Origin of the sequence: Paenibacillus rhizovicinus, assembly GCF_010365285.1 — a bacterium.
Taxonomy (GTDB): Bacteria; Bacillota; Bacilli; order Paenibacillales; family Paenibacillaceae; genus Paenibacillus_Z; species Paenibacillus_Z rhizovicinus.
Window position 1 is genome coordinate 3,179,637 of sequence record NZ_CP048286.1, and the last position, 16,979, is coordinate 3,196,615.

Here is a 16,979-nt window from a genome sequence, read left to right on the forward strand (position 1 = left end):
AATAAATGAGTTTTGAAGAACAGCTATAGTCGCTAACGAATCGTATCGCGCTTATAGGTTCGAAAATAAAGGGAAATCCAATTTAACGAATCCCAGCGTCGCTATGATAGGGAAAATACGTGAAAATGGGCGAAAAAGTGAGATTTTGCTAGCAATAAAGCTTGTATGGTTCGTTAGATATTAACATTGGCGTATTGGGGCCCCATAAGATTCATACGATTCGTTGCCAGGTGCTCGTGCTCCAGCCAAGTACGCCCCGAGAATCGGAATCGACTTTGAGCATCGACTTCGGCATCGGCATCATCGGAATCGTCTTCGACTTCGAGCATCGACTTCGGCATCATCGGCCCAACCCAATGCACCGCCCGCTCAAACCTTCTTCGGCAGCAGCTTCTGATACTGCCGCCGCAGCCGGTGCAGCTCCTCGCCGTTGTGCAGCGCCTGCTCCTCGCGCAGCTTGCCGACGGCGACGATCAGCGCCTCGATCATGGCGACCGGCGCGACCATGGAGTGAAACTCCCACTGCTCGCCGCGAGCCGTATACAGCAGCACATCGGCTTTGCCCAGCATGCCGCTGACGACCAAATCCGTCATGAGCAGCGTCCGGCAGCCGCGCTCCTTGGCAAAATCGAGCAGCACCGCCATCTCCGGCGACTCCGACACGAAGCCGAAGATCACGATCGCATCCTGTTTCTGGACGTGAATGATTTGATCGAACAGCTCATGCCCTCCGCGCGCAAGCCGCCGGACAGGCACGCCGAAACGAGTCAACCGAAAATCCATGAGCGCGGTCAGGCTTTCCGCCGAACCCGGTCCGTAGATATAGACGGTTCCCGCCGTCCCCAGCAGCCCGGCGGCCCGCTCGAATTCAGCCTGCTCCAGCCGATCCGCCGACTGCCTGAGGTACTCGGCCGTTGCCAGCACATTGGCCGCGGCACCGGTTCCGGCGCTCGCTTTGTCGAAAGCGGACTGCAGCTTGCGGGAAGGCGACAGCAGCACCTCGTCCTTGACCCGCTGCTTGAATTCCTTCAAATTCTTGGCGCCGACCTCCGCCCAGAAGCGCGAAACGGTCGAAATGCTCACTTGGCACGCATGCGCCAGGTCCTCCTCGACCATGAATGCGATATCGTCCATATGCTTGCTTATATAATCGGCGAGCCGTTGATGGCCCTTCGTGAAATTTCGATCGGTAAACAGCGATTCCATGCGCATCCCTCCGCGGTCCCTGCAGCGATTAAACGACTTCCTTCTTCTTCTTGAGCAGCTTCTTCACCAAGTTCGCCGCGCGAACCTGCAAATGCAGCGATGGCGAGATGACGCGCTTGTAGGCGCCCGACCGGATAGCGGTTTTCAGCTCGGCGATCGTCTCGAAATTCCCGACGAACTCGTTGTGCACGCAGCCGACCTGGAACATCTGATGGGCATCGCTTCCCGCCACGACCGGAACGCCCAATTCGGCGCCGAGCGGCAGCACTTTCGCGATATTCTCCTGAATGCCGATCTCGTGCAAATCCTTGCCGTTCAGATCGAAGGCATCGAACCGGCGCAGCAATGCGCGGTCGATATGGTACAGATGGTTCGACTCGCGGAAAGGGTGACCGCCGATGACCATCATGCCGCGCGGCTCGCACAGCTCGAACAGGGCTTCCAGCCCGATGAACGTTTCGGTCGTCGTATGCCGATCCAGCGCATTGCGAATCTCGAGCAGCTTATCCTTCGGACCGCTGACCAGTATATGGCCGCCTTCGGCAACGTCGACCTCCATGCCCGTGAAGATTTTGAAGCCGTCCGCGTTATAGTAATGATTATTGCACGGATACAGACGGTCGAGCGAGCCGTAAACCTCTTCGAACCGGTGCGTGTTGAAATGCTCCGTCAGCGTGATGGCGTCCAGGCCCTGCGCCCGCGCTTCGTTAATCATGCTGCCGAAATGCTCCTGCTCGAAATTGGTTTTCTTAGATAGCTTAACGTGAATGTGAAAGTCGATCTTCATGATGCGATTCCTCCAATGTGTTCGAAATCGGCGTGACATGCTCCATGCGAATGCCCGTCCGTTTGTCGTAGAAATTCAGTTGTTCCTTGCGCAGATCCGCATAAAGCACGGTCCCCGGCTCATAATCGGCGTCGCCCATGACGCGAACCATCATGGCGGTGCCGCCGGCGGCGTTCAGCTGCACGAGCGTTTCCGCTCCGGACGGGAAGACCGCCTCGACGGCAGCGGCAATACGGTCCGGCCCTTGCCGGTCGTACAAGCGAATATCCTCCGGCTTGATCGTCATGACCACGTCCTTGTGCGTCTCCAGCTCGCAGCCTTCGACCGGAATGGCCGCCACCGCCGTCTTCAGCCAAGCTTGCCCGCGCTCATGCGTAATGACGCCTTCCATGCTGTTCAGGTGCAGTCCCGCGTTTCCGATAAAATCGGCCACCTGCAGCGTCTTCGGATGCTTATACAGCAGGCGCGGCTTGTCGGTCTGCACCAAGGATCCGCCGAAGAACACCGCGACCCGGGTCGATAAGGACATCGCTTCGTGCTGATCGTGCGTGACGTAGATGATCGTCGTGTTCAGCTCCTGATGCAGCCGCTTCAGCTCCGCTCGCATCTCGACCCGCAGCTTCGCATCCAAGTTGGAGAGCGGCTCGTCGAGCAGCAGGATATCCGGCTCGGTCACGATCGCGCGGGCGATCGCCACGCGCTGCTGCTGGCCGCCGGACAGCTCGCTCGGATAACGGCCGGCCAGCTCCGGTATGCGCATCTTATCCAGCGCCGCCTGCACGCTCCGCTTCACCTCGGCTTTGCCCATCCTGCGCACCTGCAGGCCGAACGCCACGTTCTCGAATACCGTCATATGCGGCCACAGCGCGTAGCTTTGGAACACCAGGCTGAGACCGCGCTTCGACGGCTCCATATGGAAATTCGTCTCCCCGTTGGCAACCTCGCGGCCGCCGATCCGGATCGATCCGCCATCCGCCTGCTGGAGCCCCGCGATCGTGCGCAGCAAGGTCGTCTTGCCGCAGCCGGAAGGGCCGAGGAAGGTGATGAAATCCCCCTGCTCGATGGTCAAATCGATCCCGTCCAGCACTTGCTTCTGCTGCAGGCGCACCTGGATATTGTTCAATTCGATTGCCGCCGTTGTCATGTCATTGACCTCCTATCCCTTGCGTCAGATCCGCCTTGCCGAACTTGACCGCCACGGCGTAGACCGCAATGACGATGGCGATGATAATCATCAGAATCACGTTGGTGAGCTGCTCGTAGCCCTTCTCGGCATAATAGAAGGTCAGCGTCGTCAGCGTCTCCGTCCGCGGCGTGATGAGCATGATGATCAGCTCCATCTCCTTCATCGCGCCAATGAATACTAATAGGAAGATAGACACAAGGCTCTTGCGGTTCAGCGGCAGCAAAATCCTTCGGAAACGCGTAAACCAGGATGCTCCCCCGATCTGCGCGGCTTCCTCCAGCTCCGGCCCGATTTGCATCATCGCGGCGCTGCCCGCTTTCACGGTGAACGGCAGCTCTTTCACGACGGTAATCAGAATCAGCAGCGTAATCGTGCCGTACAGCGCCGGAATGAAGAAGACCGGCTTGGCGAAAATCGAAATGTACAGCGCCGCCAGCGAGATACCCGGAATCAGGTACGGCAGGAACGACACTTGGTCGACCATGCGTCCAAGCCACGATTGCCGCCCCCGCGCCACGACATAGCCGAGCACCAAGCCGATAACCGCCGCGATGATGGACGCGGCTCCCGCGATATAGAGCGAATTCTTGAGCGCCAGCATGAAGATCGGATTGCGCAGCACGCCCTTCTCCCCCGTGTTAATCGCCGGATCGGAACCGCCCGACCAATAATGCATGGTGAAGTTGCTCAGGTTGTAGGAGCCTTCCTTCAGCATGAACGACTGCACCAGCAGCACGAGAAGCGGCACGATGGAAATCGCGGCCATCGCCAGCGTGGACAGCGTCGCGGCGGGCACCCTCCACGAGCCGAGCGGCGTAAGCGTGCGCGCGCTGCCTTTGCCCGAGACGGTCACGAAGCTCCGCCGGCGCCCGATGACCCGCTGATTCAGATAAATCGTCAGCATCGAGATGATCATGAGCGTCAAGCTGAGCACGTTCGCCTCCGTCGTGAGCCGGGAGCGCATGCTGGAGTAGAGCATGGTCGAAATCATGTAGAAGTTAACGGGCGTGCCGAGCAGCGCCGGAACCCCGTACGAGCTGATCGCTTTGGTGAAGATCAGAATGAATCCCGACAGCATCGAAGGCAGCACGAGCGGCATGACGATCCGCCGCAGAATCGTGAACCTCCGCGCTCCGGCCACGCTGGCCGCTTCCTCCAGCTGACTGTTCATCGAGCTGAGCGCCGCGCCGACGATCAGGAAGAAGAAGACGCTGTCGTGCAGCGACAGCGAAACCACGATCGGCACGAAACCGTAAGACAGCCAATCGGGCGGCGAAACGTGAATCAGCGATTGGAGAATGCCGGGCGTCCCGCCGATCTTGCCGTTCTTGAAGAACGTCAGCCACGCCTGGGACAGAATCCATGCCGGCAGCAGGTACGGAATGACCGCAAGGAACGAAATCGTCCGCTTCAGCGGAATATCCGTCCGCGTCACGAGCCATGCAAGTCCGCAGCCGATCGTCATGGAAAGCGCGGATACCGTAACGCCCACGGCCAGCGAGTTCAGGATCGGCTTATAAAATAACGAGGCGCTCATGTCGCTGGCGAGCACGCGAATCCAATGATAGAGCGTGAAGTGGCCCGGATTCGCTTCGGCCGTCAGCCGGACGTCCTGCTGCCGCCACATGAACGTCGTATACGTGATTTTCAGCACGGGCCATATAATCGTGTACGATAAAAAGATAAGGGCTGCAACCCCGATCAGATGAACGGGATTACGCAGCCAATTCAAGGTCTGGTTATACAACCGCGCCCGATGGTCGGTCAGCGCCGGTTTGTTCGCCAATGCTCTCTCCACCCTTGCCAATAATGACTTTCGATCCGTTTACTTTTGCTTGATCCAGAAGTCGCGTACTTTCGGTGCCGAATTGTAAAGCGCCTCGCCGTCGAACGCCCACAGGTTGAGCGACTCGAACGAAACGTCGTTCTTCGTCTGCACGTCGGAGCGCGGTACCCACGAGCCCACTTCGTTGAACGGCGCGAGACCTTCGCCCTTGCCGTCCGTCTCGCCCATCATCCAGCGGATGAACAGCTTCGCGGCAGCCTCGTGCGGCGCTTTGTTCGCGAGGAAGAAGTAACCGGAATCCGGAACGGCCGTCTTCGGCTTGATGTCGTAGACCGGCTGAATCGTCCAGCCGTTCTCTTCGTTCTTCGAAACGTCGCCCGATACCGCGAGTCCGACCGCGTCGCTGTCCGCTTTGCCGATGGCATCCAGAACGTCGTCGCTGCCTTTCAGCACGATCAGGCCGTTGTCGAACAATTCCTTGATGAATTCGTAGCCGGCATTCTCGGTGCCGTTCAGGACGATGTCCTTGCCGAATTCTTCTTTGTACGCCGCCGCCATATCGTCGCTGTTGTTGACCATCGTCGTGAACAGATCCATGAACGCCGGGGAGCTGAGCGGGTCGGCCGTGTATACCTTGCCTTTGAACGCCGGCGTCGTCAGGTCCCACCAGTTCTTCACGGGCACTTCCGCATAGTGCTTGGCATTGTAGAAAATCGTCCGGAATTCCACATAGTTGGCATAGGCTTCCGCTTGCGTGCGGTAAGGCTCGTCAACGTTCGGCGCGATATCCTCAGGCAGATATTTGATGTAGCGTCCCGGCTTAACCATCTCTTCTTCGACAGCGCCGCTGACTTCTTTCGTCAGGATAACGTCGGGATTGAATTGACCGGCATCTTGTTCCTTCATGACTTTGTCCATCATCTCGTCGGACTTGACCTTGCTCACTTCGACTTTGATTTCCGGATATTTCTTCATGAATGTCTCGGCGGCATCGTTGGCGCGGCCGGACGTCGAGTAGACGATGACCTTGCCTTCTTCTTTGGCTTTCGCATACAGGGCGTCGACCGAATCCTCCGAAGCCGCTGCATCGGCTCCGCTCGCATTGGCTGAAGCGTCGTTGCCGCTGCCAGCGTTGTCTGCTGCCTGTCCGTTCGCGTTCGCTGTTGTATTGGCATTCGTGTCGGCATTGCCGCTTGCCGTGGTGTTGTCATTGTCGGTGGTTTGTCCGCAGGCTGTCATAATCATGATTGCAGTTGCGAGTACGATCGCAGCCTTGGCAGGCTTGTTGGTATGTAGCCGGTTCATCATGTTACGGTTATCCTCCTAGGCGGCGGGCCCTTCTCGAGCCTCATCCGTATGGTTTCTCTTCTCTCTCCATGACTATAAGGTCGAAGTGTAAGCCTCATGTTACGGGCATATTGATTTTCGGTAAAAAACTTTTATTTCTATAAAAATGATAATTTTTGTTCATTTACGAAGAAAAGCCGGCGAGCCTGTAGGTGAAAGGCCGCCGGCAATCCGCAGTTGGTGATCAGGTATCGCTGTCTTGCTTCGCGCTTCTGCTAGAAGTCGGAAAATGCAGTGGCATAAAAGCTTTCCGGACCGAACCGGATCGGCCCCAGATTGCTGGTGCTGACGAACGCCGAGTAGACGAGCTCGTTCTCGGGCGGCGCAGGCACGTCGAAGTCGGCCCCGGCAACGGTAATCGTGCGTACGATCGACGTCCCGTCGGCCCTTCCGCCCATAGGCCGCTATACACCAGCGTATCGGACGGGTCCGTTCCCCGAATGATCTGGACGAGAATGCCTGCCCCGGAAGACTCGCCAAGGAATTCAATCGAGACGGTTGCCGAAAACTGAACGCGAATGACTCCGCCGGGCTGGACGACGTTCAATCCCACCTGACCGAACAATACGGGCTCGGTGGACTCGAATGGAATTTCAATCGACTCTTCGAAACTGGCGTTTTGCGATGTTCTCGCATCTAAAAATCTGCTCATATCCATCTCCTCCTTCATTGGCTTGTACATTGCTATATGAGCCGCTCACGGCGACCGATATGGACAGGCGTTGAATCCTCACGGCACAGGCTGCATGTTGCGATCAACATGACAATCGGCAAGTCTCCCCATGCGCGGTCCATCCGCATCGCGGGCGTCCGCTAATTGTTGTACAATTCCCCCGTCTAGTCTGATAGGATGAAGCGTATGATGTACCACGGACACCATTCTTCCCGGGGAGGATTCGATATGCTTCTGATCGATCTCGTCTTTTTTCTGCTCGAACTGTGCGCGCTTGCGGCATTCTGCTACTGGGGGTTCAAGCTCCCGGGGGCCGCTCAGTGGGTTCGAATCGCGGCAGGCGTCGGAACGCCTGCGCTGGTCGCCGTGCTGTGGGGCACTTTCGTCGCTCCCAAAGCGTCCATGCCGGTCAGCAGCCTGATGCGCTTCGCCATTCAGCTTGTCATCTTCGGAACGGCCGCTGCCGCCTTGTACGACACGGGCCGGCATAAGCTGGGGACGATCTTCATGCTTATCGCGGTCGTGGAGCTGGTCCTGTCGTATTCGCTGAAGGCGAAGCGGAAAATACGTTGATTGCCTGGTGCAACGTGGATTGCCAACTTGCTGGCCGCTTACAGCCGCTTGCTGCCCGCTGCCGCCAAAAAAGGAGCTGACCGAACGCCATTAGGAAAATGACGTCGGTACAGCTCCTTCGTTACGATTAACGCGGTTTATCTTTCGTTCCGTTAATGATCATGGCTATCATGAGACTCATGATGATGGTGATCATGCTCCGGCTCTGCGCCGTCGCACAAGATCGAATTGCCATGCGGGTGACGATCGTCCTCCATCTGAATCGTGCAGTGGCCGATGTTCAGATGCAGCAGGCGATGCTCGATCTCCCGCAGCAGCGCCTGGCTCTGCTCAATCGTCGTTGCACCGTCCAGCGTTACGTGGCAGGACAGCGCATTTCTGCCGCTCGTGATGCTCCATACATGCAAGTCATGCACGCCATGAATGCCGGGGACGGCGCTTATCGCCTCGGCGACCTTGTTCAGCGGCACGTCTTTCGGCGTCGCCTCCATGAGAATATGGATCGTCTGGCGGACGATGCCGACGGCGCCGAACGCGATCAATACGGCAATCAGCACGCTCAGGATCGGATCGACCACGTACCATCCGGTGAAGCGGATGATCAGCCCTCCGACGATAACGCCGGCCGAAGCCGCCGCGTCGCCCATCATGTGCAGCACGGCGCTGCGCACGTTGATATTATCCTCTTTGCTCAGCCCGAGGCCGAGGTATAGATTCATGACAAGCCCGACGCCGGCGCTGATAAACATCCACGTGCTCCCCACCTCTTCAGGCGCTTGAAACCGTCTGACGGCCTCCCACAAAATGACGACCGCAATCAGAATAAGCGAGAGCGCGTTAATGAACGCGGCCAAAATGCCCGAGCGATGGTAGCCGAACGTGTAGCCCTCGGAAGGCGCCTTCAGCGACTGCTTCATCGCATACCAGGAGAGCCCGATCGCCGCTATGTCGGTCAGCACATGCCCTGCATCGGACAGCAGCGCCAGGCTGTGCGAGATGAATCCGCCGACGACCTCCACGATGAGGATGAAGAAGCTGAGGAAGAACGCCAGCTTCATCTTGCCGATCGGCGCATGCGTATGAAACACGTCGCCGTGACTGTGATCATGGCCGTGTCCATGACCGCCATGCCCGTGAGAATGATTGTGACTCATCTGCGTATCCCCCTTTCATCGATGCGAAATATGGGCAAGACCGGTTTCGAACAGCGTGAGCACATGCTCGTCGTCGATGCTGTAATAGACCATGCGGCCGACTTTGCGGCGCTTAATGAGCGCGAGGTTTTTGAGATAGCGCAGCTGATGGGAGATCGAGGACTGCGTCATCTCCAGCACGGCCGCGAGATCACAGACGCACATTTCCGCATGAATGAGCGTATGCACGATGCGTAATCGGGTCGGATCGCTCAGCGCTTGATAGAAATTCGCCATCTTGACCACCATATCATCGGTCAGTTGAACCTGCGCCGCCGCCGACACCACGTCGTCATGGATAATGGTGACATCGCAGCAATCCTTGATATCTTCTTCCATTGCATTCAGCTTGTCCAATTTGTCCACCCCATTATATCTGCAATATATGAGCAAGTATTCATATGTTGTAGTTTAGCATAACAAGGAATCTACGGACAACCATTATTAGACATTTGCCGGATTGGCTCGACTTTCGTGATCGGGATACTGCTGCGTTTGCTAGCTGCTTTGCCGTATACGCTGGTTGCCCCGTATGCTATTTTGTACGATATTTCGTGCATAGCGTCGGTGACGGACTGCTTCACGCGCTACTTTGTGCGATTTTTCGTACAAAACCCCTGCGACGGGTAGACACAACTTTTCACTTCTTCTTAACGTTGTGTCCACTTTTTATTCTAGCTTCAAAGCGCCAGTGTCTGGCTGCCTCGCTAGCTTCATTATACGATTTTTCGTACAAAACCCCAGCGACGGGCTGATTCGCTCGCTTCTTTGTACGATTTTTCGTACAAAGACCCAGCCACTGGCCGCCTCGCTCGCTAGTCCGCGAAGCAGCCCGCCTGCCCGCCTGCTTCGCGAGCCGGGCCCCCCGCGCGAGAATAAAAAGAAACCCGACGCTACAAAACGTCGGGTTTCTCTATTCTCAATTACTTCAGGGCCACGCCCGCCGTGAAGATCTCGCACGGGCCGAGCTTCGCCGCGAACGCGGCGGCCGCTTCGCCCGAAGGCGTCACGGCTTCGACCGTGCGCTCGAGCACGTCGCTCTTATACACGGATGCAGCCGTCTCCACGTTCGGCTGAACGCTCAGCGACGCCGCCTCAGGACGCAGGTTGAACCAGCGCAGCATGAGGTCGCCCGTCGCTCCCGCGATCTTGGCCGACGAGAAGGCAACGCCTTCGCCTTCCCAAGCCAGGAATGCATGCGCCGGCGCAAGCGTGCCGCCGTGTACGCCGGTTTGGACGGCTGTCCACGGCGTTTGGAACTGATACGCCGCCGCGAACGCGCCGTCCGCCGTTCCGTCCGCTTGATGCGGGAGGATCAGCAGCTCGGCCGTATGCTCGCCGAGGCACTGCGCTTCCGGCGTCGGGAAGACGCCCCAGTCGCCGAGCTCCGCCACGGAGCGAAGCAAGGTAACGGCAATCGTATTGCGGCCGTCGCGAAGTACTTCGTACTCGTTCAAGCCTTTGTTCGCGATCGCGAGTCCCTGCGCGCCGTCGCTGACATCCGCAAAAGCCTGCTGATGCTGCGCGTTGCTCGGATTCTCCCACTCGGCAGCCGGTTCGTTGTCGCGAACCGCCACTTCGAAGATCGCATCGGCCCGATGCACGGACGCGGCCAGATCGGTCGGGAACAAAGCGCGCACGCGATGATCCTTCGCTTGGTTATTGAAGGTCGTGCGGATGCCTACGCCGCGGCCGGAGCGCTCCAGGCTGACGACGGTACGGATCGTGAGCGGCACGAGCTCCTTCGAACGGCCGGCCTTCCGGTACGGGTAATAGACGGCTTCCTGCTTCTCTTGCTCGAACAGCTCGTCGGCCGATGCCGGGATGGACCAATGATGCACGATCTCGAACGACGCGCGGTACGCGTTGTCTTCGATTACGCGGATTTCGGCCGCGAGGCCTTTGGTCGTCAGCGCAGGCACGCCGTCCGGCTGCTTGTACATGTACTCGTTGCCGATGTCCCCGGTGTTCTCGTAAATCAGCAAATCGCGGTACGTGCGGCCGCTCGCGAAGTCCGTCACCGCCAGGGTGCCGTCCTCGGCGATCTCGACGCCCAGCTGCGCGTTCCCCATCGCGCGCGGGCCGGTCAAGAGCGACGCTTCCGAAACGGTGCTAGCCGCGTCAAGCACCCATGCGTAGGCCTGCAAGCCGATCGCAGGCGCTACGGACGCTTCGAACGTCAGCTTCACGCGGCGCGCCCAGTACGGCTGACGGAATTTATCGTCCGGCAGGTCGTAACCGAACTGCAGGCCGAGGTCCGCCATCGTATGGGAAACGGCTTTGCCGTCCGAATCGACGAGCGTGCGGCCCGTAACGTCGACCGCCTTCATCATGCGGGTCATTTCATTGAAGCCGATGCCGTCGCGGAAATACACGCGCGCAACGTCAAGCTCGACTTCGACGACGCCGCTGTGCGACCAGCCCGTCGTGTTGAACACGACGAACGGCAGCGCGTCGCGGCCGAAGCGCTCGAATCCGCTTGTATCGACGGCGCTTGCGAGCGACAGCTTGCTGTCGTCAACGATCGTTTCCGCAACATGACGGCTCTTATCGAACCGGGTGATCATCTCGCGGTGAACCTCGTCGACGCTGCAGCCGCAGATGCTGTCATGCGGGTGATTCTGCATGAGCGTCTTCCAAGCATAGTTCAGCAGATGATGCGGGTACTGGGCTTTGCCCGCGGCATGCGCGAACGCAGCCAACGGCTCGGCGACCTTCTCGAGCATCGTCTGGCCGACTTGGTTCATCTGTTTCAGATACACCCGCGCGGAAGCCGTGTTCACGAGCGTGGACCAGCCGTCCGTACGCTGGCTGCGCAGCTCGCCGCGCACGACCGATAGGTCCGTGTCCAGCGCGGATTGCAGCGAGGCCAGATAGTCCGTGAAGTTCGAATGCACGAAATCCGTGTCCGGATACAGCTTGCGCGCCGTGCGGATCGCTTCGGGCAGATCCGTCTGAATCGGCTGATGGTCGCAGCCGTTCATGAACAGCAGCTGTCCCGTGGAAGCGTATTTGCCGGCGTCGGCCAGCTTGCGGTCCCAGTATTCCTTGGCTTCCGCTTCGTCTACCGGCACTTCGTTGCCGTTGCTGTACCAGTTGGCGAACAGAATGCCCAGTACGCGCGAGCCGTCCGGTCCCTCCCAGATGAGCTCGGAGAACGACGATTCGTACGCCGAGTCCGCAACCTCGTTGTTGAAGCCCGTCGGCTTAACCCCGCGGCCGAACACCGCGTTGTCGATGCCCGCCTGCCGCATCAGCTGCGGCGCCTGGCCGATATTGCCGAACGTGTCGGGGAAATATCCGACTTTCGCGATCGTGTCGTAATGCGCGGCATCTTGATGTCCGATCTGCAGGTTGCGCACGTTCGCTTCGCTGCTCGTCAGGAACGCATCCTGCAGCACGTACCAAGGTCCGATATGAATCCGGCCTTCGCGGATCCATTTCTCCAGACGTTCCCGCTGGTCGGGACGCACCTGCAGGTAATCCTCGATGATGATCGTCTGTCCGTCGAGGTAGAAGCTGCGGTATTCCGTGTCCTTTTCCAGCGTGTCCATCAGCGTATCCATCAGCGCGATCAGACGCACATGATGCTTCTCGTAAGGCAAATACCATTCGCGGTCCCAGTGGGTGTGCGAGATGATATGCGCCGTTCTTCGCTTGTTATCTCCGTTCGCCATCGTTAGCTCCCCTTTCCCTTTCGCTTTCGCTATTCCAAACTCGTTTCGCTTTTCCAAACTCGTTTCGCTTTTCCTATTCCAAGCTCGTTCCGGCCGCAGACGCAGCCACTTCGACCTCATCCGGACGGTAAACCGACGTTACGCGGCCTTCGCGGTCGACGGCGAACAAGACCGCCCGTTCCCGTTCCAGCACGAACGTATACGCCGTACCGGTCGACGCGGAGCGAACCTTGATCTCCGTATCATGCGCGTACTCCGACACGAAGACGAAGAGCTCGCCGTCCTTGAAACGCAGGCTCCGGCCATAGATGCCAGGCAGGTCTCCGCCTTTGATCCACGCCATGTCAGCCTGGCAGCCGGCCGCTTCCAGCGCGTGCGCATAGAGCGCCGCGACCGGTTCGACGCGTTCGTTCAGCTCGACGGGCAGCGGGCACCAGATCAGGCTTCCTTGTCCATAGGCCGCTTCCCTCACCCGGTCGGTCGCCGCAGGAACGGCGCCGCCTTCGCGAACGGCTTCTTTGAACACTTCGGCGATTCTCCGCTGTCCGTACGAAACCGGATAGGCTCTCTCCCCGATTGCGATCCGTTCTTCGCGAACGACATTGCTCAGCTTACGGTCGCCGAAAGCGTCCGCAAGACGGTCTGCCGAGCGCCAGTAGGCATCGAGTCCGAGCGGACCCGTGAACAAGAGCGTCGCTCCCGTCCGGTCTACGATTTCGAGCAGGCGCGCAAACGCCTCTTCGGCGAAGTTATGCGCGGATGGCACGATAATCAGCTTAGCCGGTGCCGATGCCAGCGACTCCAGATGATACTCCGACACGCCGCGGAACGGCACCTTCAGCTCGTAACCCAGCACGCGCGTGAGGCGCGTCGTCGCGTCGAACGCCAGCTTGCGGTTCGAGAAATCGTTGGAGTACGGGAATACGACGGCAACGTCTTCCAGCTCGCGCTCACGGAACAGATCGCGGATCTCCTCCATAAAGCTGCCGAACCGGTAAGAAACGTCGGCCTCCGGCTTCTCCGTTCCGTCTGCGCGCAAGGCGCCGATATGCGACTCGTTCGCATTGTCCATGTAGAAGTTCGTGTTCCAAATCCACTGCACCGCGCCTGCGCCGCCGGTTGCGAACGAATAAGCGTACTTCCGTTCCAGCATCGCGCGCAGTTCTTCCTCGGTGCGCTTCGCGAAGCCTTCCGGCGTTTCCACGTACATGATGCCCGTCTCTTGTACCACGTTCGGCTTGTCCGCCGTCTTGGCGAAGATACCGTCCCACAGCAGATGGTCGTTCAGCCACCAGGAATGAACGGTCGTGTAATCCACCGCTTCGCCGTAGAAGAACGGCGACGGACGCTGCGCGCCCAAACCTTCGTCTTGGCCAACGGTTACGAGCTGCCCCGGATTGCCTTCTTTGATCGCATTCACGAGCTCTTTCGCCCAGCGGTTATGCATGTCCATCGAGAACAGCGCGTAATCCAGCCAGCGCGTGCCGCGTTTGCCTTGATGCATATCCTGCACGTCGAAGTTGATTTCCTCCGGCTCCGGAATGGAGGCGGCAGCGAAGTCCGGCAGCTCGCCTGGCGTCATGCCCCAGCGCTCGCGCAGCTGTTCCACGGAACCGTGGCGCTCCGCCAGCCATGCCGCATAAGCCTCGCGCTCGAAACGATCGCGGCTCGACCGCGGTCCGTCGGAGAAAATACGCGGCGGATCGAACATCGACGGCTCGTTGATCAGATCCCAATCGACATTCGCCGTCTCGCGATGGCGGCTGACGATCGAGCGGATGAACCGCTTCTGCGCTTCCACGCTGCGCGGATCGAGGTACGGATTGACGCCTTCCCACGTCTCCGGCGTGAACGAGAAGAACGTGAAGGTCACTTGCAGCCCATGGCGCTTCGCGGTCATGAAGAACGCGTCGATGGAGCGCAGCACCTCTTCGGAAGCATGCCCGTCCACTTGCATGATGTTGCGGTACGCCGTCCAAATGCCCGTACGGATCCAGTTGATGCCCGCCTTGCGCATCTGCGCCATGTCGCGGTCCCATACCGATACGTTCGGCAGGAACAAGAACTTGCGCGCCACGTCCGAGGTCATGTACGTCATGCCGACGACAGGCATCGGGCGTCCGTCTTTCTCGAAATAATCGCGCCCGCGCGAAAGCATGCCGCCCGTGCGAAGCAGCTCGGCATCCGTGCCCCAGAAGCCCTGGCGCAGCAAACGCGTCTCGCCGTCCGCCGATTTCGCCGTGCACGACACGACGTAATAGCCCGGACGAATATCGAACGGAAGCGGAATGCGGATCAGTTCCAGCGCCGCCCCTGCTTCGACTTCGTGCTCATACGCGAACACAGCCGCCTCTTCGCCGAGAAGGGAGACTTCGATCGCAAACGTCCAGCGCGTCGTCTCCGATCCCGCGCGCGCTCCGCCGCGGCCCAGCTTCTGCACCTGCAGCGTCAACAGCGGACGCTCGTGCAGCTCATAGGACGCATAGCTCGGCTTCAGCCACAGCTCCTTCACGCCAGCTGCGCAGAACGCCGTCCACTCGCGCAAAGCGTCGATCCCGCCGCGCGCAAAGAAATCCGCGCCAAGCGGCTGATTGACGAACAGCCAGCGTCCGCCGGCAAAATCGCCCTTCGTGTTCTCCCACAGCACGACCGGAGCGGCAACCTCGCGGCCTTCGCCCGAGACGCCCTTCAGCAGCGGATAGATATGCGCGTCCATCGGACCGGCAGAGCCCATTTGATGCGGCAGATCGCTAGTCTTCGTGACATGCGGCACCAGATTCCACGTATCCGAAACGGCAAGCAGCGCCTCCCGGCCTCGGAACAGCGGAATTTCTTCCATTGCCACAAGCGTCGCGACAGGCGCAGCCTGTACAGGCAGCATCTCGTGAATGCGCAGCTGACGGTGATAGGCCGTCTGCTCGGGCTCGGTGACCCAAGCGCCGGCTTCTTGCCTCACCGGACGGCGGAACGGCGCTCCGCCGGCGCTGATCAAGCCGCCGCCGCGTTTCAGGAACGCCAGCAGCGATTCCCAAACCGCGCTCGGAAAGTACGGCGCGTGCAGCGATACGAACACGCCGCCGTCCGTTTCATCGAGCCGGCCCGCCAGCTCTTCGGCTCCGCAGACGTCTCCGATTCGGCGAAGCTGTTCCAGCTCCGCCGCCGAAACGGCAGCGGAGCCCGGGAACGAGCCGTCGTAGAAAACGATCGTCTTCGTCGTCCCGTTAGCCATCGAGCAAACCTGCTTTCATCGCCTTGTACACCAGCTGCGAGAACAAGCTGTTGGACCATGCGAACCATTTGCGCGTGAACACGGCCGGGTCGTCGGAATGGAAGCCTTCGTGCATGAAACCGGTGTCCGCGTCCGTCGCTTCCAGCATCGCGATCATGGCCAGCTTCTCTTCGTCCGTGGAAGCCGTCAGACCTTGCATGGACAGCGCCATATGCCAGACGTAGCCCGGAGGCGTATGCGGGCTGCCGATACCGCGGGCTGCCGCGCCTTCGTAATAGAACGGGTTTTCTTTGCTCAGGGCAAAACGGCGCGTATTCTGATAAATCGGATCGCTGCCGTCAACGTAGCCCAGATACGGAATCGAAATCAGTCCGGGCGTTCCCGCATCGTCCATCAGGCAATGATTGCCGAAGCCGTCCGTCTCGTATGCATAGATCGGACCGAATTCAGGATGACGGTAGATGCCGTACAGCTGAATGCCGTGGTTGATCTCGCGCTCCAGCTTCGCCATCTCCTGCTCGAACGACAGGTCGCGGAAGACGAACTCGGCGATTTCGCGCATTTGGCGAAGGGTAACGACGGCGAACATGTTGTCCGGAATGTTGTAATGGAAGTCGCAGGCGTCATCGCTCGGACGGAAGCCCGACCAGACCATGCCCGTATAGTTGACCGGCATGCCGCGGCCTTCGTTCTGCAGCGTATCGTGCATGATGCCGTTATCCCGCTCGAAGCGGTAAGGCGAGCGTTCGAAGTGAAGCTGTTCCCGCTTCCACAGGTCGACCGTCGCGCGCATGGCGATCTTGAAGTCCGCGTCGAAGATGTCCGCGCGGCCGGTTTCTTTCCAATAGGCAAAAGCAAGGCGCATCGAGAAGCAGATGGAGTCCAGCTCGAATTTGCGTTCCCATACCCATGGCGACATGTCGGTCTTGTCATCGGTGTTCCAATGCCAGTCGTTCGCCATCTCGTTAAAGGCGTTCGCGTACGGATCGATGACGATATTGCGCATATGCAGCTTGATCAGTCCGCTGATGATGCGCTGCAAATCGGCGTCTTCCTTCGCGAACGGCACGTAATGCATGACTTGCTCTACGGAGTCGCGCAGCCACATCGCGGGAATATCCCCCGTGATGACGAATGTCGTGCCGTCATTGAGCAGCTTGGTCGTCGTCTCCAGCGTATTCGGAAAACAGTTCTTGAACAGTTGAAGCAGTTTGGGCCGGTGCGCCAATCTCGTCTCGGCTTCCGCCAGCACGTCCTGAATGGATTGCGGCAGGGGCAGCGCCGGCATGTCGATTTTCGGTAATCTGAATTGTTCCATTGTA

At 59.1% G+C, this 16,979-nt stretch carries 12 protein-coding genes; 1 reads left to right on the forward strand and 11 read right to left on the reverse strand.

Annotated features, from left to right (window positions below; translation table 11 throughout):
• Positions 1-369: 369 nt before the first annotated feature.
• From GZH47_RS14150 to GZH47_RS14175, 6 genes are all read right to left on the reverse strand, one after another.
• Positions 370-1,206, reverse strand: coding sequence for a MurR/RpiR family transcriptional regulator (locus GZH47_RS14150; protein WP_162640669.1), 837 nt, complete (start codon positions 1,204-1,206; stop codon positions 370-372).
• A gap of 28 nt (positions 1,207-1,234) precedes the next feature.
• A complete protein-coding gene (locus GZH47_RS14155; RefSeq protein WP_162640670.1) occupies positions 1,235-1,993 on the reverse strand; it encodes a PHP-associated domain-containing protein in 759 nt (252 codons plus the stop codon).
• Positions 1,965-3,137, reverse strand: coding sequence for an ABC transporter ATP-binding protein (locus GZH47_RS14160; RefSeq protein ID WP_162640671.1), 1,173 nt, complete (start codon positions 3,135-3,137; stop codon positions 1,965-1,967). The genes GZH47_RS14155 and GZH47_RS14160 overlap by 29 nt, the downstream gene beginning before the upstream one ends.
• 1 nt (position 3,138) lies before the next feature.
• Complete coding sequence (locus tag GZH47_RS14165; protein ID WP_162640672.1) at positions 3,139-4,965, reverse strand: ABC transporter permease; 1,827 nt, start codon at positions 4,963-4,965, stop codon at positions 3,139-3,141.
• 39 nt (positions 4,966-5,004) lie between these two features.
• Positions 5,005-6,273 (reverse strand): ABC transporter substrate-binding protein, encoded by a 1,269-nt coding sequence (locus GZH47_RS14170; RefSeq protein WP_225446487.1) that lies wholly within the window; start codon positions 6,271-6,273, stop codon positions 5,005-5,007.
• Positions 6,274-6,527: 254 nt separating this feature from the next.
• The gene (locus tag GZH47_RS14175) at positions 6,528-6,710 is read right to left on the reverse strand and encodes a hypothetical protein (RefSeq protein ID WP_162640673.1); all 183 of its coding nucleotides are present in this window, start codon (positions 6,708-6,710) and stop codon (positions 6,528-6,530) included.
• 503 nt (positions 6,711-7,213) lie between these two features.
• Here GZH47_RS14175 and GZH47_RS14180 point away from each other — a divergent pair.
• Positions 7,214-7,558 (forward strand): YrdB family protein, encoded by a 345-nt coding sequence (locus GZH47_RS14180; protein ID WP_162640674.1) that lies wholly within the window; start codon positions 7,214-7,216, stop codon positions 7,556-7,558.
• A 152-nt stretch (positions 7,559-7,710) separates the two neighbouring features.
• On the opposite strand, the gene GZH47_RS14185 is transcribed toward GZH47_RS14180, so the two are convergent.
• The 5 genes from GZH47_RS14185 to GZH47_RS14205 all read right to left on the reverse strand — a co-directional run bounded on the left by GZH47_RS14185 (position 7,711) and on the right by GZH47_RS14205 (position 16,975).
• A complete protein-coding gene (locus GZH47_RS14185) occupies positions 7,711-8,712 on the reverse strand; it encodes a cation diffusion facilitator family transporter (protein ID WP_162640675.1) in 1,002 nt (333 codons plus the stop codon).
• A 15-nt stretch (positions 8,713-8,727) separates the two neighbouring features.
• A complete protein-coding gene (locus tag GZH47_RS14190; protein WP_162645252.1) occupies positions 8,728-9,090 on the reverse strand; it encodes an ArsR/SmtB family transcription factor in 363 nt (120 codons plus the stop codon).
• Between the two features lie 584 nt (positions 9,091-9,674).
• Entirely contained in the window at positions 9,675-12,428 is a 2,754-nt protein-coding gene (locus GZH47_RS14195; RefSeq protein ID WP_162640676.1) for an alpha-mannosidase, read from the reverse strand.
• Between the two features lie 73 nt (positions 12,429-12,501).
• Complete coding sequence (locus tag GZH47_RS14200; RefSeq protein ID WP_162640677.1) at positions 12,502-15,657, reverse strand: alpha-amylase family protein; 3,156 nt, start codon at positions 15,655-15,657, stop codon at positions 12,502-12,504.
• Positions 15,650-16,975 carry a glycoside hydrolase family 125 protein gene (locus GZH47_RS14205; RefSeq protein WP_162640678.1) on the reverse strand — a complete coding sequence of 442 codons (1,326 nt, stop codon included), beginning with the start codon at positions 16,973-16,975 and terminating at the stop codon, positions 15,650-15,652. The genes GZH47_RS14200 and GZH47_RS14205 overlap by 8 nt, the downstream gene beginning before the upstream one ends.
• Positions 16,976-16,979 lie beyond the last annotated feature (4 nt).